19 protein-coding genes and 1 tRNA gene are annotated in these 25,439 nt (G+C 35.2%); 19 read left to right on the forward strand and 1 reads right to left on the reverse strand.

Annotated features, from left to right (window positions below):
* Positions 1–272: 272 nt before the first annotated feature.
* The gene (locus ACFOWA_RS13070; RefSeq protein WP_378985817.1) at positions 273–1,127 is read right to left on the reverse strand and encodes a diacylglycerol/lipid kinase family protein; all 855 of its coding nucleotides are present in this window, start codon (positions 1,125–1,127) and stop codon (positions 273–275) included.
* A gap of 62 nt (positions 1,128–1,189) precedes the next feature.
* Here ACFOWA_RS13070 and ACFOWA_RS13075 point away from each other — a divergent pair, with 62 nt between their 5' ends.
* From ACFOWA_RS13075 to sov, 19 genes are all read left to right on the forward strand, one after another.
* Positions 1,190–2,164, forward strand: a complete 975-nt coding sequence (locus ACFOWA_RS13075; RefSeq protein ID WP_378985819.1) for an App1 family protein — start codon at positions 1,190–1,192, stop codon at positions 2,162–2,164.
* A gap of 62 nt (positions 2,165–2,226) precedes the next feature.
* Positions 2,227–2,299: transfer RNA gene (locus tag ACFOWA_RS13080), tRNA-Thr, on the forward strand.
* 125 nt (positions 2,300–2,424) lie between these two features.
* On the forward strand, positions 2,425–3,585 hold the full coding sequence (locus ACFOWA_RS13085; protein WP_378985821.1) for an amidohydrolase family protein: 1,161 nt from the start codon (positions 2,425–2,427) through the stop codon (positions 3,583–3,585).
* A 54-nt stretch (positions 3,586–3,639) separates the two neighbouring features.
* Positions 3,640–3,837, forward strand: a complete 198-nt coding sequence (locus ACFOWA_RS13090) for a DUF2683 family protein (protein WP_378985822.1) — start codon at positions 3,640–3,642, stop codon at positions 3,835–3,837.
* A complete protein-coding gene (locus tag ACFOWA_RS13095) occupies positions 3,828–4,091 on the forward strand; it encodes a Txe/YoeB family addiction module toxin (RefSeq protein ID WP_378985824.1) in 264 nt (87 codons plus the stop codon). The genes ACFOWA_RS13090 and ACFOWA_RS13095 overlap by 10 nt, the downstream gene beginning before the upstream one ends.
* Positions 4,092–4,095: 4 nt before the next feature.
* Positions 4,096–5,046: an NAD(P)H-dependent flavin oxidoreductase gene (locus ACFOWA_RS13100; protein WP_378985826.1), complete on the forward strand. Its 951-nt coding sequence runs from the start codon at positions 4,096–4,098 to the stop codon at positions 5,044–5,046.
* 12 nt (positions 5,047–5,058) lie between these two features.
* The gene (locus ACFOWA_RS13105) at positions 5,059–5,451 is read left to right on the forward strand and encodes a hypothetical protein (RefSeq protein ID WP_378985828.1); all 393 of its coding nucleotides are present in this window, start codon (positions 5,059–5,061) and stop codon (positions 5,449–5,451) included.
* Between the two features lie 31 nt (positions 5,452–5,482).
* Positions 5,483–5,755 carry an acylphosphatase gene (locus ACFOWA_RS13110; protein WP_378985830.1) on the forward strand — a complete coding sequence of 91 codons (273 nt, stop codon included), beginning with the start codon at positions 5,483–5,485 and terminating at the stop codon, positions 5,753–5,755.
* Between the two features lie 183 nt (positions 5,756–5,938).
* The gene (locus tag ACFOWA_RS13115) at positions 5,939–7,432 is read left to right on the forward strand and encodes a lipopolysaccharide biosynthesis protein (protein WP_378985831.1); all 1,494 of its coding nucleotides are present in this window, start codon (positions 5,939–5,941) and stop codon (positions 7,430–7,432) included.
* Positions 7,433–7,549: 117 nt separating this feature from the next.
* The gene (locus tag ACFOWA_RS13120; protein WP_378985833.1) at positions 7,550–9,244 is read left to right on the forward strand and encodes a tetratricopeptide repeat protein; all 1,695 of its coding nucleotides are present in this window, start codon (positions 7,550–7,552) and stop codon (positions 9,242–9,244) included.
* Positions 9,222–10,013, forward strand: coding sequence for a DUF4292 domain-containing protein (locus tag ACFOWA_RS13125; RefSeq protein WP_378985835.1), 792 nt, complete (start codon positions 9,222–9,224; stop codon positions 10,011–10,013). The genes ACFOWA_RS13120 and ACFOWA_RS13125 overlap by 23 nt, the downstream gene beginning before the upstream one ends.
* A 130-nt stretch (positions 10,014–10,143) precedes the next feature.
* Positions 10,144–11,448, forward strand: a complete 1,305-nt coding sequence (locus ACFOWA_RS13130; protein WP_378985837.1) for a murein hydrolase activator EnvC family protein — start codon at positions 10,144–10,146, stop codon at positions 11,446–11,448.
* 80 nt (positions 11,449–11,528) lie between these two features.
* Positions 11,529–11,882 (forward strand): Sec-independent protein translocase subunit TatA/TatB, encoded by a 354-nt coding sequence (locus ACFOWA_RS13135; protein ID WP_378985839.1) that lies wholly within the window; start codon positions 11,529–11,531, stop codon positions 11,880–11,882.
* A gap of 11 nt (positions 11,883–11,893) precedes the next feature.
* A complete protein-coding gene (locus ACFOWA_RS13140; RefSeq protein ID WP_200926302.1) occupies positions 11,894–12,094 on the forward strand; it encodes a Sec-independent protein translocase subunit TatA/TatB in 201 nt (66 codons plus the stop codon).
* A gap of 18 nt (positions 12,095–12,112) precedes the next feature.
* Complete coding sequence (gatA, locus tag ACFOWA_RS13145; protein ID WP_378985841.1) at positions 12,113–13,543, forward strand: Asp-tRNA(Asn)/Glu-tRNA(Gln) amidotransferase subunit GatA; 1,431 nt, start codon at positions 12,113–12,115, stop codon at positions 13,541–13,543.
* A gap of 161 nt (positions 13,544–13,704) precedes the next feature.
* Positions 13,705–15,108, forward strand: a complete 1,404-nt coding sequence (locus ACFOWA_RS13150) for a lytic transglycosylase domain-containing protein (protein WP_378985843.1) — start codon at positions 13,705–13,707, stop codon at positions 15,106–15,108.
* Positions 15,109–15,217: 109 nt separating this feature from the next.
* Positions 15,218–17,551 carry an NADP-dependent malic enzyme gene (locus ACFOWA_RS13155; protein ID WP_378985845.1) on the forward strand — a complete coding sequence of 778 codons (2,334 nt, stop codon included), beginning with the start codon at positions 15,218–15,220 and terminating at the stop codon, positions 17,549–17,551.
* Positions 17,552–17,584: 33 nt separating this feature from the next.
* Positions 17,585–18,169, forward strand: coding sequence for a Holliday junction branch migration protein RuvA (ruvA, locus tag ACFOWA_RS13160; protein ID WP_378985847.1), 585 nt, complete (start codon positions 17,585–17,587; stop codon positions 18,167–18,169).
* A gap of 12 nt (positions 18,170–18,181) precedes the next feature.
* Positions 18,182–25,360: a T9SS outer membrane translocon Sov/SprA gene (sov, locus tag ACFOWA_RS13165; protein ID WP_378985849.1), complete on the forward strand. Its 7,179-nt coding sequence runs from the start codon at positions 18,182–18,184 to the stop codon at positions 25,358–25,360.
* The last annotated feature ends 79 nt before the right edge of the window (positions 25,361–25,439 follow it).

A 25,439-nucleotide genomic window follows, 5' to 3' on the forward strand; every position in this document is an offset into this window, starting at 1 on the left:
ATGTTTATTTTGCTATTTGTTTCGGCAATAGGTTTGTTTCTTTTTAAAAGGGCTGGATTTATTGCTTACTACATTCAGTTCCCATTTCGCTTAATAGTTTGGGTTTTCTCGGTAGGCTTTATAACACTTTTACCCGAAATTTTAAATTTAAATCAAAACTGGTTCGATATACTATTTAAAATCTGTTTTATAGCAGAATTTTTTAGGTTGTACTTTACAATTCAAATCCATCGCCGGGAATTAAGGCATTAATTTCGAATTAATTATTCTAACTAGTAAATCACATTAATCGCATCAGGTAAAATCTTTGCTTCAATAGAATTTACTTTGCCAATGTATTCGCCATCAACCTGAAAATGGACTTTATGTTTAGAAACAATTTTAACCTCATTAGTTTGAAAAACCTCAATCTTTTTAGGATTGAAAGGTAATTTAGTAACCCAAATCTTAAGGATTTCTAAATAAGAATAGTCTTTTACCAATATAATTTCGAATAATTTATCATCCAGTTTTCCATCAGGATTTATCTTTAAACCCGAACCATACATCGTTGCATTTGCTATAGCAACCATTGCAGCTGCTGATTTTATGGTTTCACCTTTTAATTTTAATTCTACATTTACTCTTTTATGGTTCCATAATGCATGCCAGGTAGCTTTTGCATAACCCCACATACCACGCTCGGGCAGTGCATCAAATTTATTTACCAAATAAGCGTTAAAACCTAAATCGGATAAGTGAATGCATATTTCATCATTAATTTTAACAGCGTGAATTTTTTTAGGCGTACCAATTTCGAGGAAGTTTAGGGCTTCATTAATATCAGCAGGTATGCCCAATTCTTTCGCCATACCATTTGCAGAACCGGCCGGGATGATGCCAATCGGTGTTTCTGTATTCAGCAAACATTCGGCAACCAGCTTTAAGGTACCATCGCCACCAACAGCAATAACCTTATCTGCTTTGGTATCGTCAATTTTATTTTTTATTTTATCTATAGAACAATCGTCTGGCAATTCGAAAAGTTCTGCATCGATATTTTTACCAGCAAAATGATTAGAAATAACTTCTTTAAGATTTAATTTGTGACTACCCGAACCTGGGTTAATGATAAAAAGTAATTTCATATTAGAACAACCTCTTTAGGTTATCTTCAAACAACTTATTACAAACTCTGTTTTAATTATATATGAATAAATCTGTAAGCGTAAAAGTATATCATGGATATGGACATACTCATAATTTAGTTGTTTATGGTCATGTTTTTAAACGTAGGGCGAAAACGAAGCAGGTTTATAGCAACAATCTTTTCGTAAATATTATTCATTTATTAAAGCTTTTTGTGCTAAAACCTTATCCGTTTATAACGGTGCGACTTAAATTCTTAGCACAAACCATTGAAAATAAAACCGAGGCAGATGGTTTCTTTAAATTTGAATGGAAGGCAGAAAATGATGTTGATGCAGGTTGGCATCATGTAACAGTCGAAGCAATTGATGAGCAAGGAAACGTTTTAAATTCGGGCGAAGGAAAGATTTATGTTCCACACATCACACAATATGCTTTTATATCTGATGTTGATGATACCGTTATGGTATCTCACTCGGCTACTGTTGGAAGGCGTTTGCGTGAGCTGTTTATCAAAAATCCGCATACCAGAAAAACATTTCCTGATGCTGCAAATCATTATCAATTGTTGGCAATTTCAAATACCGAGGTTAATCAGCCAAATCCATTTTTTTATGTAAGTAGCAGTGAGTGGAATTTGTACGATTACCTTCTGGAAACTTTTAAATATAATAAGTTGCCTGATGGAGCTTTTCTTTTAAATACCTTAAAACGCTGGAAGGATTTAATTAAAACCGGAAAAACCGGTCACGAAGGAAAATTACTAAGGGTGATGAGGATTTTGGATGCTTTCCCAAACCAGAAGTTTGTTTTTTTTGGAGATAATTCGCAACAAGACCCTCATATTTATTCGATGATTGCAGAAAAATATCCTGCAAATATTAAGGCTGTTTACATTAGGAACATTCGCCCAGAAAGGGAACCTGAAACCATGGGTTTATTGCAAAAGATTGAGGTTCAAAACGTTCACACTTGTCTTTATAAAAACAGCGATGAAGCAATTCTACATTCAAAATCTATCGGATTAATTCATTAAATTTTTTCTGTTTTACATTTTATTTAAAGAAAAGTTTTTTCTATAATTGCAGCCCGATAAAAGCCTCCTTAGCTCAGCTGGTAGAGCAACTGACTTGTAATCAGTAGGTCATTGGTTCGATTCCGATAGGAGGCTCTTTTCAATTATAGTTGTGAGGATTTGAGTGTAAAATATCTACCACAATCTTATAATTCCCTTCAAAAGCTAACAGCTTTAATTAGAATTTGTTAATCACACATCTAAAACTGTAAATTCGTTTCATGTCAACATATTTTTCAGCCGATTGGATTTTTCCTGTTTCTAGTCCGCCAATAAAAAATGGAATCGTAGAAGTTAATTCAGAAGGTGAAATCGTTGCGATTCTGCAAGAGAAGTATGCAAATCATATTGATATTAAAAAGCTTAAAGGTGCAATTGTTCCAGGATTTATAAACACACATTGCCATTTAGAACTATCACATTTATTAGGTAAAATCCCCGAACGTACTGGTTTGGTAGATTTTGTTAAACACATCATTACTGGTAGGCAGGCAGATAAAGATGAAATTAAATCGGCTATGCAAATGGCTAATAAACAAATGTATAATAATGGTATAGTTGCTGTTGGAGATATCTCGAATCAAATTTCATCAAAGGAAATTAAACAAATCAGCCAAATATTTTACCATACTTTTGTAGAAGCGATGGGCTTTAATCCACAAAGAGCTGAAGCTGTAATGGATTATGCAATTGGAATTAAGAATGAATTTTTTCCATTGTCAGCTTCTGTTGTTCCGCATGCTCCGTATTCTGTTTCTTCAGAACTTTTTAAACTAATTAACGAAGAAGCGGAGAGCGATAATGCCTTTCTTAGCATTCATAATCAGGAAACAGTAGAAGAAAATGCCTTTTTTGTTGATAAAACTGGCCGGTTTTTAGAGTTATATAAGTTTCTTGGTTTAGATATTGCCTTTTTCGAGCCAAGTGGAAAATCATCATTACAAACTTGGTTGCCCAAGATGGTAAACCAAAAATTATTGTTAGTACATAATACGGTTTCTAATAAAGAAGATATTGAGTTTGCAACACAAAATCATCATAACTTGTATTGGTGCTTTTGTCCGAATGCCAACCTGTACATTGAAAATTCATTACCAGATGTAAATTTATGGATGGAAAAACAATTGAAAATAACCATAGGGACAGATAGTTTAGCAAGTAACAAGCAACTTAATATTTTAGCTGAGATGAAAACTTTACAAAAGCATAAAAATATCGGTTTCGAAAACTTATTACAATGGGCAACGATTAATGGAGCAGAATTTTTAGGTTTAGATAAGCAATTCGGAACGATTGAAGTGGGTAAAACACCTGGTTTAAATTTGATTTCATTATCAGAAGATTTGATGATTGAAAGTGACGTTATAGTAAAATTAGTTTGATGATTTATGATGGTAACATTTGTTCAATAATAAGTTTTATGTATTTTTGAGTATATGGGAACATTAATCGTACATCCTGAAAATAAAGAGCAACTTTCTGCGCTTAAAGCTTTTATGAAAGCCTTCAATATTACATTTGAAGAAAACAAGCAGCCATATAATGCTGATTTTAATAATAAAATGAAAATTAGTAAACAGCAAGCAAAAGATGGTAAAACCGTTAAGCTTAGTTTGGATGAGATATGGAAATAGAGTTTACACTTGTTGCATTACAAGATTTAAACTATTTTAAAAAATCTGGAAATAAATCGATCTTAAATAAAATTCGAATCTTATTAGAAGATATCCAACAAAACCCCTTTACAGGAATTGGTAAACCAGAAGCTCTTAAATACGAACATTCAGGAAATTGGTCGAGAAGAATTAATCAAGAGCACCGTTTAATTTATGAAGTTCAATCTGAAATTATAGTTGTTTATTCTCTGCGAGGGCACTATAAAAAATAATAAGATGCTGAACCCAATCTGTAAACTTTTTAACATCAAATATCCAATTATCCAAGCCGGTATGGTTTGGTGTAGCGGCTGGAAATTGGCATCTGCAGTTTCTAATGCGGGTGGTTTAGGCATTATTGGTGCAGGTTCTATGTATCCAGAAGTGTTGCGTTTGCATATTCAAAAATGTAAACTGGCAACCAATAAACCTTTTGGAGTTAATATTCCATTATTATATCCAAATGTTCAGGAAATAATTAATATAGTAATTCAAGAAGAAGTAAAAATTATATTTACTTCGGCTGGTAACCCAGCTATTTGGACAAGCATTTTGAAAGATAAAGGCATTACAGTTGCTCATGTAATTGCGAATACAAAGTTTGCTTTGAAGGCACAAGAAGCCGGTGTTGATGCCATTGTTGCTGAGGGTTTTGAAGCTGGCGGGCATAACGGAAGAGAAGAAACCACAACGATGTGCCTAATCCCAATGATTAAGGAAGCAACTAATATTCCACTCATTGCTGCGGGAGGAATTGCAAGTGGCAAATCTATGTTGGCAGCCATGGCATTAGGTGCCGATGCCGTTCAAGTTGGTTCGGCCTTTGCCATAGCTGAAGAATCATCGGCGCATCCTGCATTTAAAAATAAAATTCTGCAATCAACAGAAGGAGATACAAAATTGGCCATGAAGAAGCTGGTTCCAGTCCGTTTGCTTAAAAATGAATTTGCTGATGCCGTTGCAACCGCAGAAGCAGAAGGCGCAGATCGAATTCAATTATCAGAATTGCTTGGTAAGGCAAGAGCAAAACTAGGTATGTTTGAGGGCGATATGGAGAATGGAGAACTCGAAATCGGACAAGTCTCAGCCATGCTGAAAGAAATTAAACCAGCAAAACAGATTTTAGATAAAATTTTTGAGGAATTTCTTTTGGAGAAAACACGAATCTCTAATTTTAATTTCTTTTAAAATTTATAATATATGAATACAAAATATCTAATGATGTCTAGCAGTATCTTTTTAGGTTTAGTAGGAGTTACATGCGCTTTTGCTCCTGATGAAATTTTAAAATATGTAGGTCTTGCGGATATTGAATTATTAGCAATTATGATTGAAATGCTTGGTGCGCTTTTTCTAGGTTTTGCCATTTTAAACTGGACGGCAAAATCAAATCTAATTGGAGGAATTTACAGCAAGCCAGTTTCACTCGGAAACTTTGTGCATTTTATTGTTGGTGCTATAACACTCGCAAAATACTTTTTAAAACACCTTGAATCTACTTTTGTTCTAATGCCATTAACAATTTATACAATATTTGCTATTGCTTTTGGTTTAGTTTCTTTTGGACGACACGAGTTTAAAAAGCAATTCTAACATTAACCAAAAAAACTAACTTTGTCTAATTATGAAACATCTCGATATTACTATTACCGGAAAAGTTCAGGGTGTAGGCTTTAGAGAAACCACCAAAATTATTGCCAATCAAATGATGGTTCAAGGGTATGTAAAAAACGAAAAAGATGGCTCTGTTTTTATTGAGGCAGAAGGCGACGATATTTTTCTGGAAGAATTTGTAAATTGGTGTAATGAAGGACCAGATCGCTCTCGTGTAGAAAATGTTACCGTAAAAGAAGGTGAAGTAAAAAACTATCGTAATTTTGAAGTATTAAGAAAATGAGAAGATTTACAGTTATAGATTTACGAATTACGTTTTACTTATTTTGGCAGACTTAGAAAATTTAAAAAAGAGAAGTTAATTTTAAGAATCACGATAATTCATATATTCCCAAAATAATAACTGATTTAAATTTTAGTGGACTTTAAACAATCTAAAATCTAAAATCCCAAATCTAAAATCAAATTGTCTGTATATAAAAAGTTTCTTGGGCAAACAATGGTTTATGGTATTAGTACCATAGTTTCTCGCTTACTAAATTTTATTCTTACCCCAATATTTACACGTACTTATGCGGCTGCAGTTTATGGTATTTTTACCAAAATGTATAGCTGGGCATCACTTATCAATGCTGTCTTAGCATTCGGGATGGAAACCACATTTTTCAGGTACCTAAATAAACATGAGGATAAAAAACAGCAGGTTTACAACAATTCTTTCTTTGTAATTGCTTTTATTTCTATCCTATTCTTAATAACAGGATTGATATTTACGGATCCAATAACAAAATATTTGCTGAATAATAACATGTCGCAATTTCAAGACCAGCGACGATACGTACAATATTTTTTATGGCTTTTGTTTTCTGACGCAATCTGCATCATTCCATTTGCAAAGTTAAGAGCCGATGGAAAACCATTTCGCTACAGTCTTTTAAAGTTTATAAACGTTTTAACTTATGTAAGTATTTGTCTTTTCTTTATTTACGGTATCCCGGCAATAATTAGAAATGATTGGGCTGGAGCACAGTTTTTTAAAGATTTTTTCAGGGCTAAATGGATTGGTTATGTGTTCATCGCAAACTTAATTGCTAGTGCCATTACCTTCCTTTTACTAATTCCCGAATTTTTAAAATTGCAGCTTAAGTTTGATAAAGCATTATTTATGAACATGCTATCTTACAGTTGGCCTGTTTTAGTCGCAAATTTATCTTTCATCATAAATGAAAATCTTGATAAAATTCTTTTAGATAAGTACTCTACTGAAGTGCAAGTTGGTATTTATGGCGCAGTTTGTAAGATTGCAATTTTTATGAGCATATTCAATACCGCATTCAGACTTGGTGCCGAACCTTTCTTTTTTAGTCATGCTAAAAATGTTAATGCCAAAAAAACTTATGCAACCATTCTTCAATATTTTGTAATTGCTTTGGCTGTTTTATTTGTTGCTTTAATAGCCAACATCGAAATTTTAAAATATTTTATCAGTAGAGACGAGGCACATAGGGCAGAATATTGGGTAGGTTTACCCGCAGTTCCTTATTTACTTTTAGGTTATGTTTTCTTAGGGATATATATGAATTTATCTGTTTGGTATCGTCTTTCCGATCAAACCCGATTTGGTTTATACATCTCCCTTGCTGGTGCATTTATCACAATCTTTTTTAATATTTTATTAATACCAAAATTCGGTTACATGGGTTCGGCTTGGGTATCTATGGCTGCTTATGGTACAATGACTGTAATTTCCTATATCCTCGGACAGAAATATTACCCTGTGCCATACAATTTGAAAAGAATTTTAGTTTATCTAATCGTTTCAACAATTATTGTATTCTCTTCATTTTTTCTTTTCGACAGAAATATTTACATTGGAAATGGAATGTTGATTATTTTTATTGCTGCAATTGCATATTTCGAAAAAGGCGATTTGATGAAAATGCTTAAAAGAAATGATTGATTGAGAGAATGATTGTATGAGAGAATACATAAAATTCATTCATTCAAAATTAATAGTCTTATTACTTAAAATCACTCATTCAAAACTCATTCATTCAATCCTTTAATACTCAATTCTATGATTAAACGATGCGTTTTTCTTTTTTTGATTGTTGTAGGTTATAAAGCAATTGCTCAGGTTATTCCTATGCCAAATGGCAACCGTGATAGCAATATGGTAAAACAGCTGTTCTTTGCTGGTTTAAAAGAAAAAATGTCTGATAATTATGCTGTTGCTTCATCAAATTTTTCAAAAGTTGTAAGTGCAGATCCGGCAAATCATGCCGCATATTTCGAACTGGCAAATGCTAATCTAAGGATGGATAAGTTAGCAGAAGCCGAGCAAAACATTAAACAAGCTGTTAAATTAAAACCCGATAACAAATGGTACTTACGCCTGCAAGCTGAAGTTTATAAACGCAATAACAGAATTCCTGAACTGGTTGAAGTTTTTACAGAGCTAATTAGATTAGATGCAGATAATGAAGCTTATTATTTTGATAAGGCTAATGCACAGTTTATTTTAAATCAGCCCGATGAGGCAAGGAAAACTTATGATTCCATCGAACAGAAGTTTGGCGAATCAAGAGAATTAACAAATGCAAAAAGGCGATTTCAGCAAAATAATAATCCAAGTGATAGTGATATTGTAAAGTTGCTCGAAGGAAATCAAGCCGATTTAAAAAACTATTTATATGCTGCCGGATTGCTATTGCAGAAAGGAAACGATGCCGAAGCCTTAAAAGTTTTGTTGAAGGCAAAAGGCATTGAACCAAACAATTTTGAAGTGAATTTAGGCTTGGCAGATATTTATCGGAAACAAAAGAATGATGAATTGGCTTTTGCTTCCTTAAGATTAGCATTTGAAAGCCCGGAGATGCCAATTGATGAAAAGGTGAAAATTATTGCCACACTATTTTCTAAAATGCAACAGCCCGTTATAGCAAAAAATGTAACAGAATTAAGCAAAGTTTTGGCTGAAAAAAATCCTACAGATGCAAAGGTTTTGGCACTTTATGGGGATGTGTTGTACCAGCAAAATAAATTAAATGATGCTTTAAATCAATATCAGGCAGCTTTAAAAATTAATGAGCAAGTTTATGTAGTTTGGGAACAAGTTATAAACATTCAAACCTTACTTGGGCATTATGCCGAAGCCATCAAATTTGGCGATGAAGCCCTAACAATTTATCCAAATCAGGCTGGCTTGTATTACTACATGGCTTATGCATTGTTTAAAACAGGAAAGTACGATTCAGCTTTAAATAACTTAAAAACTGTGTTGCAATTAGATGTTGATAATAAGGCTTTACAGGCACAGGTTTATGCTTTGCAAGGCGATATTTTCATCAACCAAAATAATTTTCCTTTAGCAAAGGCAGCGTTTGAAAAGGCAATAGCTTTAGAGCCAGATAATTATCTTATCATGAACAATTATGCTTATTACTTGGCACTTAGAAACGATGATTTAGATAAGGCGGCTCAGTATGCGGAAAAGGCGGCTCAGGCAATGCCCGAAAATTCATCGGTTACAGATACTTATGCCTTTATATTATTTAAGCAGCAAAAATACACTTTGGCACAAACTTGGATAGAAAAGGCTTTGCAAAACAATAGCAGTAAGAATGGTGTTTATTTGGAGCGATATGGAGATATTCTTTACATGAAAGGTGATAAAGATGCTGCATTACTGCAATGGAAAAAGGCGCAACAAGCTGGTAACGTTTCAGAAGTACTAACTAAAAAAATCAATGAAAAGAAATATTTTAAATAGCCTGTTTATTCTGGGTGCATTAAGTTTATCAACTTCATGCAAATCTAAGAAAGAAGTTGTTACAGCTCCACCTGTCAAAACGGAAACCAAAATCGATAATTCAAAAGCTGAAGCACTAAACCTTTTAAATAGCAAACAATTAAAATTTAACACCCTTTCTTTAAAAGCAAAAGCTTCGCTCGATATTTCTGGAGATGCAAATGATGTAACCATGAACTTTCGAATGAAAGACAAGGAAACCATTTGGGTTAGCATTACTGCTTTGGGCGGAATGGCAGAAGTTGCCAGAGCTTTGATAACACCAGATAGCATTAAAATTCAAAACAAGCTTAAAAGCGAATACTTAAAAAAGCCATTTAGTTACATCTATAACTTTACAAACAAGCAAGTTAATTTTAATACGTTACAAGCCATTTTAACAGGTAATGCAATGGGTGAGTTTTTAACAGACAAATCGGATGTTAGACAAGAAAATGGAGTTTATGCAGTGTCTGGTTCAAAAGAAAATTTAGATTATAAATTGCTTTTCAATACACTATTTAAAGTGGCAGAAACCAATCTGAATGATGCTAAAAGTGGTCAGGCTTTAAAAGTTGCCTACACCGATTATCAAAAATTAAACGAATCATTGTTTCCTGGAGCTTTAAAAATAAATACCCTTTCGGGAGCTAAAAAGATAAATATCGATTTACAATATGTTAAAATTGATGGCAATGTTCCCGTCGATTTTCCGTTTACTGTTCCAAAGCGATATACTTTAGTGAAATAGCATTTACATTTTTGTTTGGCAAAGCTATTTTCATGAAGAACAAGTGAAGATATTTCTGTAACGACAAATACCCATTTAAGTATATCAATTTTAATATAGTTTACTGTAAAATTTTTATACTTTTGGCTTAATGAAGCTATACAAACTCTTATATATTTTGTTTTTTAGTGTGTTTGCCATCTCGGTTTCGGCGCAAACGGCAAATGAACTTAGAAGGAAAAAGGAAGCAATAGAGCGTGATATTGAACAACTTCAAAAAAGCCTTAGCAAAACTGCAAGTGGTAAAAAACTTACTTTGCAGCAAATTAATGTAATAAATACACAAATTCGTTTACGTCAAGATAAAATCGGAGCAATTAATTCCGAAATAAAAAATCTTGATAATCAAATCTCTCAAAACACAAATACCGTACATACTTTACAAGGTCAGTTAGGTGATCTTAAAAAGGAATATGCAGGCATGATTCGTTTCGCACAGCGAAACCGAAATTCTTATGATAAAATGATGTTCATTTTTGCTGCAAAGGATTTTAATCAGGCTTATAAAAGAATTAAGTATTTGCAGCAGTTTAGTCAATACCGTAAAAAACAAGCTGGTTATATAGAAAATACACAGCAAGATTTGAATGGAAAAATTAGAGTTCTGGATAGAACCTTGAAAGAGAAAAGCGACTTATTAAAAGAGCAAGAACGTGAGAGAGAGCGTTTAGGTAAAGATAAAAGTCAGCAATCGGCAGTTTTAAACACTCTAAGTAAACAAGAGAGAACCTTTAAGCAAGATATTGCCTCAAAGAAAAAACAACAAGCACAAATTGATAGAGCAATTAGAGCAGCTATACAACGAGCTATTGATGAAGCTAGAAGAAAGGCCGCTGAAGAAGCTCGTATTGCTGCTGCAAAACGAGCAGCAGAAGAAAAAGCTGCCGCTGAAAAGGCAAGATTAGAAAATAGGCCTGCTCCGGTAGCAACAAAGGCTGCAGCTGTAAAGACTAAAACAACTAGTGAAGCCCTTACTGCAACGCCTGAAACTGCAAGATTATCTGACGGCTTTGAAAATAATCGGGGAAAATTACCTTGGCCAGTAGCAACTGGGCAAATCACTGAACGTTTTGGTTTGCATAAAGTTGACCAGGCATCATACACAAATAATGGTGTAGATATCACAACTTCTGCAGGTACTTCAGTAAGAGCTGTTTTTGCAGGCAAAGTAATTAAGGTAGATTATATACAAGGTAGAGCTGTTATAATTATTATGCATGGTGATTACTTTACAATTTATCAAAATTTGAGGGATGTTAAAGTTTCAGTCGGAAGTTCTGTAGAGATAAAGCAAGTTTTAGGATCTGTTGCAACTACTGGTGATGATGCTATTCTTAAGTTCCAAATTTGGAGAGGAAACGTTATACAGAATCCAGAAGCTTGGATTAGTAAATAAAGTGAAGACAGTTTATAAATGTTATATTTGTATAAAATAGATTAGTGATGTATCAAGGCACGTTATTAGAATTTTTAAACATGGGTGGGTCAGAGATCATACTCATTTTAGTGGTAGTTCTATTGTTATTCGGTGGTAAAAAATTACCAGAATTGGCAAGAGGATTGGGTAAAGGTATTAGAGAATTTAAAGATGCTTCTGATGGTGTTAAACGAGAAATACACAGAAACATTAATGCTATGGATTTGGATAAAGAAGATGCAGACCAAACAGTAGCAAGCAATAATGAGCGTCATCATCCAACGGAATCTCCTGTTGTAGATCCAAATGCACCAGTAGTTACGGCCGATGAACACACAGAAACCGCTAATGTTCCCTATCCACAAAGCACTCCCATCGACGATAAAATAGTAACTGACAGTCAAAAAGTTTAAACAAAAAAGTTATGTTAAATACAACAATAGCAGCAATGCTTGGAACACCAGAAATTATCATTATTGCAGTAGTAGTATTGTTATTATTTGGTGGTAAAAAAATTCCTGAACTTATGCGTGGTTTAGGCAAAGGTGTAAAAGAATTTAAAGATGGTAAAGATGGTGTTGATGGAGAACAAGTTGATCCATCGAACCGTGATAAAACCATTTAATAATAATAGTTTTAAGTTTTGAAGAAATACAGTTCTCTAAAGGGGATACAAACGCTCATTTCGCAAAAGCAACTAACACTACCCGATTTATTGGCTTATTATTTTAAGCAAATTGAAGATAATAAACACCTCAATGCATTTAATGAGGTGTTTTTTTATTCGGCAGAAGTTCAGGCGAAAGCAGTACAGCAAAAAATAGAAAATGGTACCGCAGGTAAACTTGCTGGTATGGTTATCGGTATAAAAGATAACATTTGCTATAAAGATCACATTGTAACGGCATCCTCAAAAATGCTCGATGGATTTGTTTCTCCTTATTCATCAACCGTTGTAGAAAGATTATTACAGGAAGATGCAATAATCATTGGCCGCTTAAATTGCGATGAATTTGCAATGGGTGGTTCTAACGAAACATCATATTTCGGAGCGGTAAAAAATGCGGCAAATCCTGATTTGGTTCCGGGTGGTTCTTCGGGCGGTTCGGCTGTTGCTGTACAGGCAGATATGTGTTTGTCAGCATTGGGTACCGATACAGGTGGCTCAGTTCGTCAACCAGCAGCTTTTTGTGGGCAAATTGGTTTAAAGCCTACTTACGGAAGGATTTCAAGATATGGCGTTATTGCTTATGCTTCCTCCTTCGATCAAGTTGGTCCGATAACTTCATCTGTAGAAGATGCAGCGCTGCTATTACAAGTTTTAGCTGGTGCTGATGAATATGATTCTACGGTTTCTTCAAAAGACGTTCCAGATTATTCTGGTAATCTCTACAACACATCTACAAAGAAAATTGCAGTTTTAAAAGAAACCATTGAAAGCGAAGCGCTAGATCCGGAAATAAAATCAGCAATTTTAAAATCAATTGAAGATTTAAAGAATAAAGGGCACGAGGTTGAATATGTTTCATTCAATTTACTTGATTATATGGTCCCAGCTTATTACATTTTAACAACCGCCGAAGCATCTTCAAATCTTTCGCGTTATGATGGTGTACATTATGGTCATCGTAATTTGGAATCAAAATCGTTGACAGAATTGTATAAGCATTCTCGGGCTGAGGGTTTTGGAGAAGAAGTAAAACGCAGAATTCTTTTAGGAACATTTGTTTTAAGTGCAGGCTATTATGATGCATATTATCAAAAAGCACAGCAGGTGCGTAGGTTAATTAGAGAAAAAATAGAAGTCTTATTTCATGATTATGATTTGATTTTATCGCCTGTGGCACCAACTACGCCGTTTAAAATTGGCGATAATATGCAAGATCCATTAGTGATGTACATGGCAGATATTTTTACTGTTTTACCATCTTTAAGTGGCAATCCGGCAATAGCTTTACCACTTGGCAATAATTCGGTGGGTTTGCCGTTAAGTATTCAGTTTATTGCCAGGCATTTTGAGGAAGAGCAGTTACTAGCTTTCTCTCAAGAATTTTTGGCTTACGAACGATCATAACAAATATAGCGCAACCTTTAGAGGAGTTTAAGGTTGCCAATTAAAATTTTGCAATTTTGTCTCTATTTTTCTCATTCGCTTAGGTTTGTTTTTGTAAACAAATCTAAATTAAAAATGGCTTGCGAGTAGCAGAATCTGGTGATGAATTAACCAAATGGCCCATGATTAAAAAATTACTTTTTACGTCAGTTTGTGCTTTAACCGGATTATTTTCCACCTCATTTGCGCAACAAATTCTAAAAGCCGATAGCCTTTATAAAGTTTCTAATAATATCTTCGTTAACAACGATACCGTAACTGTTCCGCTTGCTACAGAAAATCCATTATTACTGAGTCAAAATTACATTTACAAACTTCGATTAGATTCCATAGCCAAATCTGTCCCTTTGCCACATAACGAATACGTTCAGCAATACATCGATATTTATTCGAAACGTAAAGATATGTTTGGTAAAATGATGGGCTTATCAAATTATTACTTTCCAATTTTTGATAAAGCATTAAAGGATTATAACATTCCGCAGGAGATTAAATATCTAACCATTGTAGAATCCCAGATGAATCCTCATGCAGTATCGCGTGTTGGTGCAACTGGTATTTGGCAGTTTATGTTTGGTACGGGCAAAGCTTATGGCTTAAAGATGGATAACTTTGTAGATGAACGTAAAGATCCGGTTCAGGCTAGTTATGCCGCTGCGGCTTACTTTCGTGATGCATTTGAAGAACTGGGCGATTGGTTACTTGCTATTGCAGCCTACAATTGCGGCAAAGGAAATGTTACCAGAGCAATTGATAAAGCAGGATCTAGAGATTTTTGGCTTATCAGACCATATTTACCAAAGGAAACAAGAAATTATGTGCCAGCATTTATTGCTGCGGTTTATGTAATGAACTATTCTAACAAACACCAAATTACGGAACAAGCCTGCAACCTATTTTTAAAAACAGATACCATGCAGGTAAATCATTTTGTTAGCTTATCTGCCCTGGCCAAAGTTTTAAATGTAGAAGATGAATCGCTTTTTGCTTTAAATCCATCATACAAGAAAAAAATAGTTAATGGAACTGCCGATTTACCAAAAAGATTGGTGCTTCCTAAAATGAAAGGTGCTGATTTAGCCGGATTATATGATGTGCTTAATAATGAAGACCTGGATAACAAAATGCAGGTAATCCAAGCAAATACGGATGATGTTCGTGAGTTGCGAAAAAGAAAACCTTCAGCTATAGTTGCTTCTTCAGTTGTTTACCACAAGGTATCTTCAGGTCAGAATTTGAATGCAGTTGCCAATAAATATGGTATAGAGGTACAAGATTTAAAAGTTTGGAATAATTTAAAAACCAAAACTATAGTACCAGGACAAAAGCTGAAAATTTACACCAATAAGCGCACTGTTTACAAAGCTCCGGCTTCTTATTTAAGCTACAAAGTTAAACGTGGCGATACACTTTCTGAAATTGCCGAAAAATTTGATGGTGCTACCGTTCAAAATATTAAAAGAGATAACAGATTAGCAAGAGCTGGTTTGCAGGTTGGTATGGTTTTGAAAATTAGTAAGGGGTAAATCAATTCTGAATTTACTTTACGCCCACCCACTTTATTCATTTTCTTATTTATTTCAACCCACCATAAAAGAATTGTACCTTTGTGCCGTCACTATTTAGTTACAATTAATGAGTAATAAAAACAGAAAGCAAGATGCGCTTGATTACCACTCGCAAGGGCGGCCGGGAAAGATACAAGTAGTTCCAACAAAACCAACAAATTCTCAACGCGATTTAACCCTGGCTTACTCGCCTGGCGTTGCTGAGCCTTGTTTAAGAATAGCTGAAAATAAAGAAGATGTTTATAAATATACTGCAAAAGGGAATCTTGTTGCAGTAATTAGTAATGGTACAGCGGTTTTAGGCCTGGGCGATATTGGTCCGGAAGCGGGTAAACCGGTAATGGAAGGTAAAGGTTTGCTTTTTAAAATCTTTGCTGATATTGATGTATTCGATTTAGAATTAGACACCAAAAATGTTGATGATTTCGTTAAAATCGTTAAAGCTTTAGAGCCAACATTTGGTGGTGTTAATTTAGAAGATATTAAAGCACCCGAGTGTTTCGAAATTGAGCGCAGGTTGAAGCAGGAAATGAATATTCCTGTGATGCACGACGACCAGCACGGAACAGCAATCATTTCTGGCGCAGCATTATTAAATGCATGCGAAATCCAAAAAAAGAAAATAGATAAAATTAAGGTTGTGGTAAGTGGAGCAGGTGCTGCCGCAGTTTCATGTTCTAAAATGTATTTATCGCTTGGTGTAAAGCGTGAAAATCTGGTTATGTTCGACATCAACGGACTAATTGATATTCACCGTGCCGATTTGGATGAAATGCGAATGAGTTTTGCCACTTTTAGAACAGACATAAAAACCATCGGCGATGCCATGAAAGGTGCTGATGTTTTTATCGGTTTATCTGCAGGTAATGTTATTCAGCCGGAAATGTTGGTTGGCATGGCCAAAAACCCGATTGTGTTTGCAATGGCAAATCCAAATCCGGAAATTGAATACGAACTGGCCATAAAAACCCGTAAGGATTTAATTATGGCTACTGGTCGCTCCGATTATCCTAACCAGGTGAATAATGTTTTAGGTTTCCCTTACATTTTTCGTGGTGCTTTGGATGTTAGAGCAACAAGCATAAATGAAGCGATGAAAATTGCTGCAGTTAAAGCAATTGCCGAATTAGCAAAAAAATCTGTTCCTGAAGCTGTAAATCTTGCTTACAATGCCCGTAATTTAAAATTTGGTAGAGATTATATCATTCCGAAACCAGTAGATTTTAGGTTAATTACCGAAGTTTCAATCGCTGTGGCAAAAGCGGCTATAGAAAGTGGTGTTGCCCGTAAAATTATAACTGATTGGGATGCTTATAGTGAAGAACTGAGAAAACGTTTAGGTTTGGACGATGCAATTATGCGTTCTGTAACCAATAAAGCTAAATCAGATCCAAAACGTGTAGTTTTTGCCGAAGCAGATAATTACAAGATTTTAAAAGCTGCACAAATTGTTAGAGATGAAAAAATAGCAATTCCTATCCTTTTAGGTAATAAAGAAAAAATACAAGATATTATTGATTCTCATGCATTGGAATTAGAAGGTGTTCAAATTATCGACCAAATGCTCGAACCTGAGAAAACCAAGCAATATGCGCTTTCACTTTATCAAAAACGTCAGCGTAAAGGAATTTCAGAGCGAGATGCAGTAAAACTACTTCGCGATCGTAATTATTTTGGTGCATCAATGGTAGAATTTGGCGAAGCCGATGCGATGATTTCTGGTTTAACTAAAGATTATGGAACAACCATTAAACCTGCTTTACATGTAATTGGTGCAGACCCGGAAGTTAAAAGGGTTGCAGGAATGTATATGATGATGACTAAAAAGGGTCCAGTGTTTTTTGGGGATACAACGGTTAATGTAGATCCATCGGCAGAAGAGCTGGTTGATATCACCTTACTGGTTGCAAAATCCGTTAAACAATTCAATATCAAACCTAGAGTAGCAATACTTTCATATTCTAACTTTGGTTCTAACGATGGTATTGTACCTGAAAAGGTACGTAAAGCCGTGAAAATTCTTCATAAGCAGCACCCTGAAGTGGTGGTTGATGGAGAAATGCAAGGAAACTTTGCAATGAACAATGAACTGTTAAAAGACAATTTTCCTTTTAGCACTTTAGCAAACGCACCAGCAAATACTTTAATTTTTCCTAATTTAGAATCTGGTAATATTGCTTACAAATTGTTGCAAGAACTAGGAGGTGCAGAAGCTGTCGGGCCAATTTTGTTAGGCCTTAACAAACCCGTTCACATTGTTCAATTGGGTAGTTCTGTACGTGAAATTGTAAACATGGTAACTATTGCTGTCGTAGATGTTCAAGCTAAGGAAGAGTTAGCAGCCGCACAAAAAAAGGGACTATTTGGAAAATCGTCAAATAAAAATAAGTCGATTTTATAAATTCAAAATCGTAAATCTAAAATCATAAATTAAATGTACGCCTATATCGATGGTAAATTAACACACAAAAACCCAGCTTATGTGGTGGTGGAGGCCGGAGGTGTAGGTTACCATATAAATATTTCTTTAAATACGTACAGTAGCCTTGCCGATGCTGAAAGGTGTAAATTATATACCTGGCTTCACGTTAAAGAGGATGCACATACTCTATACGGTTTTGCAGATGAAGGCGAACGCCGTTTATTTTTGCATTTAATTTCTGTATCAGGTATCGGGCCAAATACAGGAAGAATGATATTATCATCAATAACTCCTGTAGAAATTCAAACAGCCATAGTTCAGGCAGATTATCCTTTAATTCAACGGATAAAAGGGCTTGGTGCTAAAACAGCACAACGTTTGGTTTTAGAGTTACAAGATAAATTAAAAAAGGAAGGTGTAGATTCATTAATTTCTATGCCGCAACACAATACTGTTAAAGATGAAGCGTTATCTGCATTGGTAATGCTCGGATTCGCCAAACAAACATCAGAAAAAACTATCGATCAGATTTTAAAGGGTACAGAGGGAACGCTTTCGGTAGAACAACTAATTAAACAAGCTTTGAAAAACTTATAGATCTAACCGCCTTTGAAGAGAATATTTACCCTACTAATTCTCATCCCACTTTTATTTATTGCTAAAAACGCCTCATCCCAGGTTGTTACAGGCAAGGCGGATACTGCTTTGCTTAAAAATAACTTTAGCTTACGCGAAAAACAGTTGCTTGGCTTAAGTCCAACAACTAATCCATTTTATCCTTTGCCTAATGGTATTAAAAGGGTGGTGGAATATGATGCAAAAAATAAGCGCTATATTGTTAAAGATTTAGTTGGCGATAAATACGTTACCAATACACAATATTTAACCGTTGATGAATATCAAAGGTTGGTTAATAGCGAAATAAAAAGAAATAACTGGCGTAGCATTTCAAATGCAGAGGTAAGTGATTTCCGAAATACAGGCATAATTCCGCAAATACAAGTTAACAGCCGGGCGTTTGAAAAGATTTTTGGTGGAACAGTTATCGATATTCAACCTCGGGGTGAAGCAGAACTTACATTTCTAGGTCGGATAAATAAGAATGAAAATCCGTTGTTTAATGAGCGCCAACGGGTACAAACCAATTTCGATTTTAACCAACGAATTCAAATGGATTTGGTTGGAAATATCGGAACAAAACTTAAAATCAAAAGCAATTACAATACGGAAGCACAGTTCGATTTTGAGAATCAAATCAAACTAGATTATACCGGCGGACCAGATGATATCATCAAAAAAATTGAGGCTGGAAATGTTAGTTTACCCTTAAATACCAGTTTAATTACAGGTACCCAAGCGCTTTTTGGTTTGAAAACTCAATTACAGTTTGGCAAATTAAACGTAACGAGTGTTTACACACAGCAAAAATCTCAATCTCGTGAAATTAAAATTACTAACGGAGCCCAATCTAACGAGTTTCGTTTAAGCGCTGATAATTATGAAGGAAATCGACATTATTTCTTGGCGCAATATTTTAGACATAATTACAACAAAAATCTTGCTAACGCTCCGATAATTACTTCTCCAATTCAAATTACTAAAATTGAGGTTTGGATTACAAATAAATCTGGAAGCACAACTGATTCAAGAGATGTTTTGGGATTTCTGGATCTGGGAGAAAATATTCCATACAACACCGCCTTGATAACTGGAGGAAGTTCTGCTTTGCCTGGTGGTACGACCGCTACTGGTTTCCCTCAGCAATCTAACAATCTGTTGCAAAATTTACCTGCTGGTGCCAGGTTTACAAATTCTAATGATGTCATTTCTTATTTCCAGGCCAATGGTGCAACTGATAACTTTGCGAAACTAACCTACGCCAGGAAATTAACCGATCGGGAATTTACATTTCAACCCCAGTTAGGATACCTTTCATTAAATAACGCATTAAATTCTGATGAAGTTTTAGCAGTTGCCTATCGCTATACCTATAATGGTGTAGAATATCAGGTTGGAGAATTTTCTACCGATGTTACTTTCGATGCTACTAATCCAAAGGTTTTGTATGCAAAATTATTAAAAAACGAAACCACAAAAATTAATTTACCTACCTGGGATTTGATGATGAAAAACATCTATTCTATTGGTGGTTATCAAATCAGTAGTCAGAATTTTAGACTAGATATTTACCGCATTGATAATGAAAGTGGCGTGGAAAATCCTGTTATGACAGAGGGACAAAACACGGCTAATAAGCAATGGATTAATCTGGTAGAATTCGATCGCTTGAATCAACAAAATGAACGAAGGTCGGATGGGGTGTTTGATTTCGTTCCAGCCAATAATGCTTTTGGCTCGGCAACAAATTCTTATACCGCAAATAGCAGCAACGTTTTTGGTTCTAATTTATCTAGTTCGGGCTTGGCTTCTCTGGTTACCAATACCAATACGGGTTACATTACCATAGACCCAGCCAACGGACGCATTATTTTCCCGATTATTGAACCTTTTGGTAAAGATTTGGCGGCAAAATTTACGCCAGCAGAACAAGCCTTAATTGATAAATATACTTTTACAGCTTTATATGATTCCACTCAGCTTATTGCCAAACAGCTTTTTCAAAATAAAAATAGGTACATCATTAAAGGAAATTATCAGTCAGATGTTTCATCAGAATTTAGCCTTAATGCCATTAACGTACCTGAAGGTTCGGTAAAAGTTTTTGCCGGCACAATGCCATTAACTGAAGGTGTAGATTTTACAGTTGATTATCAAGGTGGAAGAGTAAGTGTTATCAATCAAGCTTTATTAACCTCTGGGCAGCCTATACGTATTACGACGGAAAACAATGAACTTTTCGGTTTACAGCAACGTTCACTTTTCGGAACCCGGTTTGATTATCGTGTAAACAATAAATTAAATCTCGGCGGTACAATTATGAACTTAACCGAGAAACCGCTTACCCAGAAGGTGAATATTGGCGAAGAACCGATTTCTAATACCATATGGGGAGCCGATGTTAATTACAGTTCGCCGTCCAGATTTTTAACTAAATTGGTAGATAAACTTCCATTTATTTCTACCAAAGCTCCATCAAGCGTTAACTTTTATGGAGAATATGCACAATTAATTCCTGGGCATCCACGGGCATTAAATTTTGCCGGAAGCGAAAATGGAGTAAGTTATTTAGATGATTTTGAAGCATCAAGATCGGTTATTGATTTAAAAAGTGCAATATCATGGCAGCTTTCCGGAACGCCGCAAATGTTTTCAGAATCGCAACTTACTAATGATTTGGCTTATGGCTATAATCGGGCTAGAGTTGCTTTCTATAACATCGATCCAACATTTTACAACTCTGCCGCATCTACCACACCAGCTAATATTCGTAACAATAGAAATGAGCTTTCTAACCACTATGTTAGGGAAGTTATTGAGCAGGAAGTTTTTCCGTTTAAACAAACCGCAACTGGGCAAGCTTTAAATATTACTACACTAAATGTTGCATACTATCCAACGGTTCGTGGTCCATACAATTACCGCACAACGGGTTTTGATAGAGATGGTGCTTTGTTAAATCCTCGCAACAATTGGGCAGGTTTTCAGCGTAAAATCGAAACAAATGATTTTGAAGCTTTAAACATCGGTTTTATCGAGTTCTGGGTGATGGATCCATTCATCAATAAAACAAATTCTACTGGTGGGGATTTATATTTCAACCTTGGTAATATATCTGAAGATATTTTAAAAGATGGAAGAAAGACGTTAGAAAATGGTTTGCCTGCAACCAACGATCCTACTAAATTTGATGAAACAACTTGGGGTAGAGTACCAAAATTACAACCTGTTATTCAAGCTTTTGATAACAGTCCGGATGCCCGAAGGCAGCAAGATGTTGGTTTAGATGGTTTATCAAACGAAAATGAGCGTGTAAAATTTGCTTCTGCCGTAAACTTGATAAAGGCGCAATTAAGCACCGCTGCAGCTGCCTTAATGGATGCCGATCCATCATCTGATGATTATACTTATTTTAGAGGGCCTCTTTTAGACCAAGCAAATGCCGGGATTTTAAAACGCTACGAAAAATATAATGGTACCGAGGGTAACTCTAAAACCTCACAGCAATCGCAAGATGAATTAGGCTTAGAAAACTCTGCATCAACATCATTGCCTGATGGTGAAGACATCAACCGCGATAATAACATGACACAAAGCGATGAATACTTTCAATATAAAGTATCTGTTCGTCCGGGTGATTTAACAGTTGGTCAAAACTTTATTACCGATAAGGTTACTTCTCAGGTGAGATTGGCAAATGGAAATAGTCAGGCCGTTTCGTGGTATCAGTTTAGAATTCCAATCGGCGATTATCAGCAGAAAGTAGGTAACATTCAGGATTTTAAATCCATTCGGTTTTTAAGAATGTTTATGACAAATTTTGCCGATACAACAGTTATGCGTTTTGCAAAACTTCAACTAATAAGGGGCGAATGGCGAGAATTTAATGCTAAGAACACGGCAGACCAAGTGATTGTTGATCCCTCTTTGCCAGCCTTAACTCCTGATAATTCTACCATCGAAGTTTCTACTGTTAACATAGAAGAAAACGGTAAACGTTCTCCAATTCCTTATGTTACACCTCCAGGTATTGTGCGTGAGAGAGATTTTAGTAATTACCGAGGAGATACTCGATTGAATGAACAATCTTTATCTGTTACGGTAAAAACTTTAAGAGATGGTTACGGCCGTGCTGCTTTTAAAACAGCATACAGCGATTTCCGCTCTTACAAACATTTGGAAATGTACATTCATGCAGAAGCCATAAATAACCAATTGTTAAATGATGGTGATGTACAAGCTTTTTTAAGAATCGGAACGGATAATCAAGATAACTACTACGAATATATTCTTCCTTTAAAGATAACATCACCAGGAACTACCGATCCGGATGCGATTTGGCCTGAAGCCAACCGAATGGATATTGATTTGCTGCTATTTCAAAATGCTAAACTTGCCCGAAATGTAGCAAAACTTGCAAATGGACAACCTTGGCCTATCAATTTGCCATTTACTTATACAGATGGCACAAGAACAATTGTAGTTAAAGGCCAGCCAGATATGAGTAAAGTCAGGGTTTACATGCTTGGTGTTAAAAACCCAATTAGAAATTTGGCAGAAGGCGAAGGTGATGATGGTTTGGATAAAAGTGTATTGGTTTGGTTTAATGAGTTAAGGTTAACGGAGTTTGATGAACGTGGTGGTTGGGCAGCAACGGCAAGATTAAATTTAAAGCTTGCAGATTTTGCTGATGTAAACATCTCCGGAAGTAAATCAACAATCGGTTTTGGCTCTATAGATTCTAAAGTAAGTGAACGTAATCGGGCAGATAATACGCTCCTTGATGTTTCTTCTGCTGTTGAATTGGGTAAATTTTTACCTCAAAAATCGGGTGTAAAAATTCCGATGTATGTGAGTTATTCTAAGCAAATTGCTACACCACAATACAACCCAAAAACGCCAGATATCGAACTGAAAAATGCTTTAGATCAGGCATCGCGAGAACAAAAGGATTCGATATTAAACTTTGCACAAGATTATACCGTTCGAAGAGGAATCAACTTTACAAATGTGCGTAAAGAGCGGACCAACAATACCAAACCTGTACGGCTTTGGGATATTGAAAACTTCTCTGCAAGTTATGCTTATACACAGTATAATCACCGAGATTTTATCAATCAAAGCAGTATTCAGAATAATTATAGAGGATCGTTACAGTATAGCTATTCAAAAGAAGCGAAGAGTTTTGCTCCATTCGAAAAGATCATTAAATCGAATATGCTGGCCATTTTGAAAGATTTTAATTTTAGTATTTTACCAAGTGCTATAAACTTTAGGGTAGATGTAGATAGACTATATGCAGAAAATACATTAAGAAATAACGATCCAAATAATTCCATTCCTATTTATCAAAGTGGTTATGGAACAACGTTTAATAAAAACTTTAGGATGAGCCGTATTTATGGCATCGCCTGGAATTTAACGCGTTCGCTTCAGTTAGATTTTAATGCAACCAATTATTCGATTATTGATGAACCAGATGGCAGAATTGAAGGGCTGAAACGTGATACCGTTTGGGAAAATCTGAAACGCTTAGGTCGCACGACAGATTACAATCATAACCTAAATGTAACTTATGCGGTGCCAATAAACAAAATACCAGGCTTAAATTGGATTACGTTATTAACCAAGTATGGCACAAACTTTAACTGGCAAACCGAACCACTTTCTACGTTAAGAGATCCAAATATAAATTTAGGAAACACGGTACAAAACAGTAGAAACATACAGGTAAATCCCACTTTTAATTTAACATCTCTTTATAATAAATTTGGGTTTTTAAGAAATGCAGGCAACAACGAACAAGGTGGGGGAGCTAAAAATTTCTTTATCAATATATTAACTAGTTTGAAGAATGTTAATGTAAACTATGTACAAACTAAGGGTACGTTTTTGCCCGGCTATTTGCCTACAACAAGATATTTGGGTATCGATAATGTAACAGGTGCACCGGGATTAGGTTTTGCATTTGGCAGCCAGCGAGACATTAGAGAAATGGCTTTAAATAATGGATGGTTAACTACCGATACATTGCAAACCCAAATGTATGTAAACACCCTTCGTGAAGATTTTCAACTCACAGGCCAATTAGAGCCAATAAAGGATTTAAGAATTAACATTCGTGCAAACCGAGCTCAAACCAGAAATTTCTCTACCAATTTCAGGTATGTGGCAAGTGTATCATCTTTCGAAAATTTAAGTGCAATTACCACGGGAGATTACAGCATTTCATACATCGCAATTGGAACAGCATTTAAAGAGAATAATGCCAGCACAGTTTCTACATTGTACAATCGATTTATGTCTAATCGTTTGATAATATCGCAAAGATTAGGTGCTCAAAATCCAAATTCGGTTGGAGCAGCAAATGGTTATGCCGATGGTTATGGAAAAGAAAGTCAGGATGTTGTGATTTCGGCATTCCTTGCAGCTTATTCAGGTAAAGATGCTGGTAGTTCAAAAATGAATTCGTTTCCGAAAATACCTTTGCCTAACTGGACTTTAACTTACAACGGCTTAACAAGAATTGCATTTATTGCCGATAGATTTTCATCAGTTGATATCAAACACGGCTATCGTTCTGCCTACAACATTAACGGTTATAATTCTTTGTTGCGCTATCAAGAGAATGATGGTTTCTCAAGCAGTAGAGATGCAAACAATAACTTTTTACCGCAATTTCAGTTTTCTCAGGTAACGGTTTCCGAATATTTTTCGCCATTAATTGGTGTTGATACAAGATTGAAAAACAACGTTACAGCAACTTTCGAATTAAATCGGTCACGTTTATTGGGTTTAAGCTTATCAAACAGTCAGCTTGCACAGTTATCAGAAAATAATGTCGTTTTAGGTTTAGGATATCGTACCACAAAATTCAGATTTCCTTTTGGCTGGTTTAAAAGCTTAAAAATGGATAACAATATGGATTTTAAGTTGGATGTGGCGATAAGAGATAATAAAACGGTTATTTATCGTGCCGATGTAGAAGAAGCAGAAGTTTCATCGGGTGCTAAAAACATTACTTTACGGCCAAGTGTTGATTACGTGTTAAACCAAAAATTTAACGTAAAACTATTTTACGATTCGAACATTACGAAGCCTTATACATCACAAACTTTCAATACATCGTTTAGTAACTTTGGGTTTAGTTTAAGGTTTACACTAAATTGATGGTAACTTTTATGTTTAGAATGATTTCTTCATAAAGTTTTTTAATGCTAAAATCCCAGATTCAGGAAAATCCTGATTA

The organism is Pedobacter lithocola (genome assembly GCF_042650845.1).
GTDB classification, from domain to species: domain Bacteria; phylum Bacteroidota; class Bacteroidia; order Sphingobacteriales; family Sphingobacteriaceae; genus Pedobacter; species Pedobacter lithocola.

What these genes read in the sequence shown, in the direction of transcription:
- ACFOWA_RS13070 (WP_378985817.1), bottom strand. Translation starts at nt 1,127, where the DNA reads ATGAAATTACTTTTTATCATTAACCCAGGTTCGGGTAGTCACAAATTA.
- ACFOWA_RS13075 (WP_378985819.1), top strand. Translation starts at nt 1,190, where the DNA reads ATGAATAAATCTGTAAGCGTAAAAGTATATCATGGATATGGACATACT.
- ACFOWA_RS13085 (WP_378985821.1), top strand. Translation starts at nt 2,425, where the DNA reads ATGTCAACATATTTTTCAGCCGATTGGATTTTTCCTGTTTCTAGTCCG.
- ACFOWA_RS13090 (WP_378985822.1), top strand. Translation starts at nt 3,640, where the DNA reads ATGGGAACATTAATCGTACATCCTGAAAATAAAGAGCAACTTTCTGCG.
- ACFOWA_RS13095 (WP_378985824.1), top strand. Translation starts at nt 3,828, where the DNA reads ATGGAAATAGAGTTTACACTTGTTGCATTACAAGATTTAAACTATTTT.
- ACFOWA_RS13100 (WP_378985826.1), top strand. Translation starts at nt 4,096, where the DNA reads ATGCTGAACCCAATCTGTAAACTTTTTAACATCAAATATCCAATTATC.
- ACFOWA_RS13105 (WP_378985828.1), top strand. Translation starts at nt 5,059, where the DNA reads ATGAATACAAAATATCTAATGATGTCTAGCAGTATCTTTTTAGGTTTA.
- ACFOWA_RS13110 (WP_378985830.1), top strand. Translation starts at nt 5,483, where the DNA reads ATGAAACATCTCGATATTACTATTACCGGAAAAGTTCAGGGTGTAGGC.
- ACFOWA_RS13120 (WP_378985833.1), top strand. Translation starts at nt 7,550, where the DNA reads ATGATTAAACGATGCGTTTTTCTTTTTTTGATTGTTGTAGGTTATAAA.
- ACFOWA_RS13125 (WP_378985835.1), top strand. Translation starts at nt 9,222, where the DNA reads ATGAAAAGAAATATTTTAAATAGCCTGTTTATTCTGGGTGCATTAAGT.
- ACFOWA_RS13130 (WP_378985837.1), top strand. Translation starts at nt 10,144, where the DNA reads ATGAAGCTATACAAACTCTTATATATTTTGTTTTTTAGTGTGTTTGCC.
- ACFOWA_RS13135 (WP_378985839.1), top strand. Translation starts at nt 11,529, where the DNA reads ATGGGTGGGTCAGAGATCATACTCATTTTAGTGGTAGTTCTATTGTTA.
- ACFOWA_RS13140 (WP_200926302.1), top strand. Translation starts at nt 11,894, where the DNA reads ATGTTAAATACAACAATAGCAGCAATGCTTGGAACACCAGAAATTATC.
- ACFOWA_RS13150 (WP_378985843.1), top strand. Translation starts at nt 13,705, where the DNA reads ATGATTAAAAAATTACTTTTTACGTCAGTTTGTGCTTTAACCGGATTA.
- ACFOWA_RS13155 (WP_378985845.1), top strand. Translation starts at nt 15,218, where the DNA reads ATGAGTAATAAAAACAGAAAGCAAGATGCGCTTGATTACCACTCGCAA.
- ruvA (WP_378985847.1), top strand. Translation starts at nt 17,585, where the DNA reads ATGTACGCCTATATCGATGGTAAATTAACACACAAAAACCCAGCTTAT.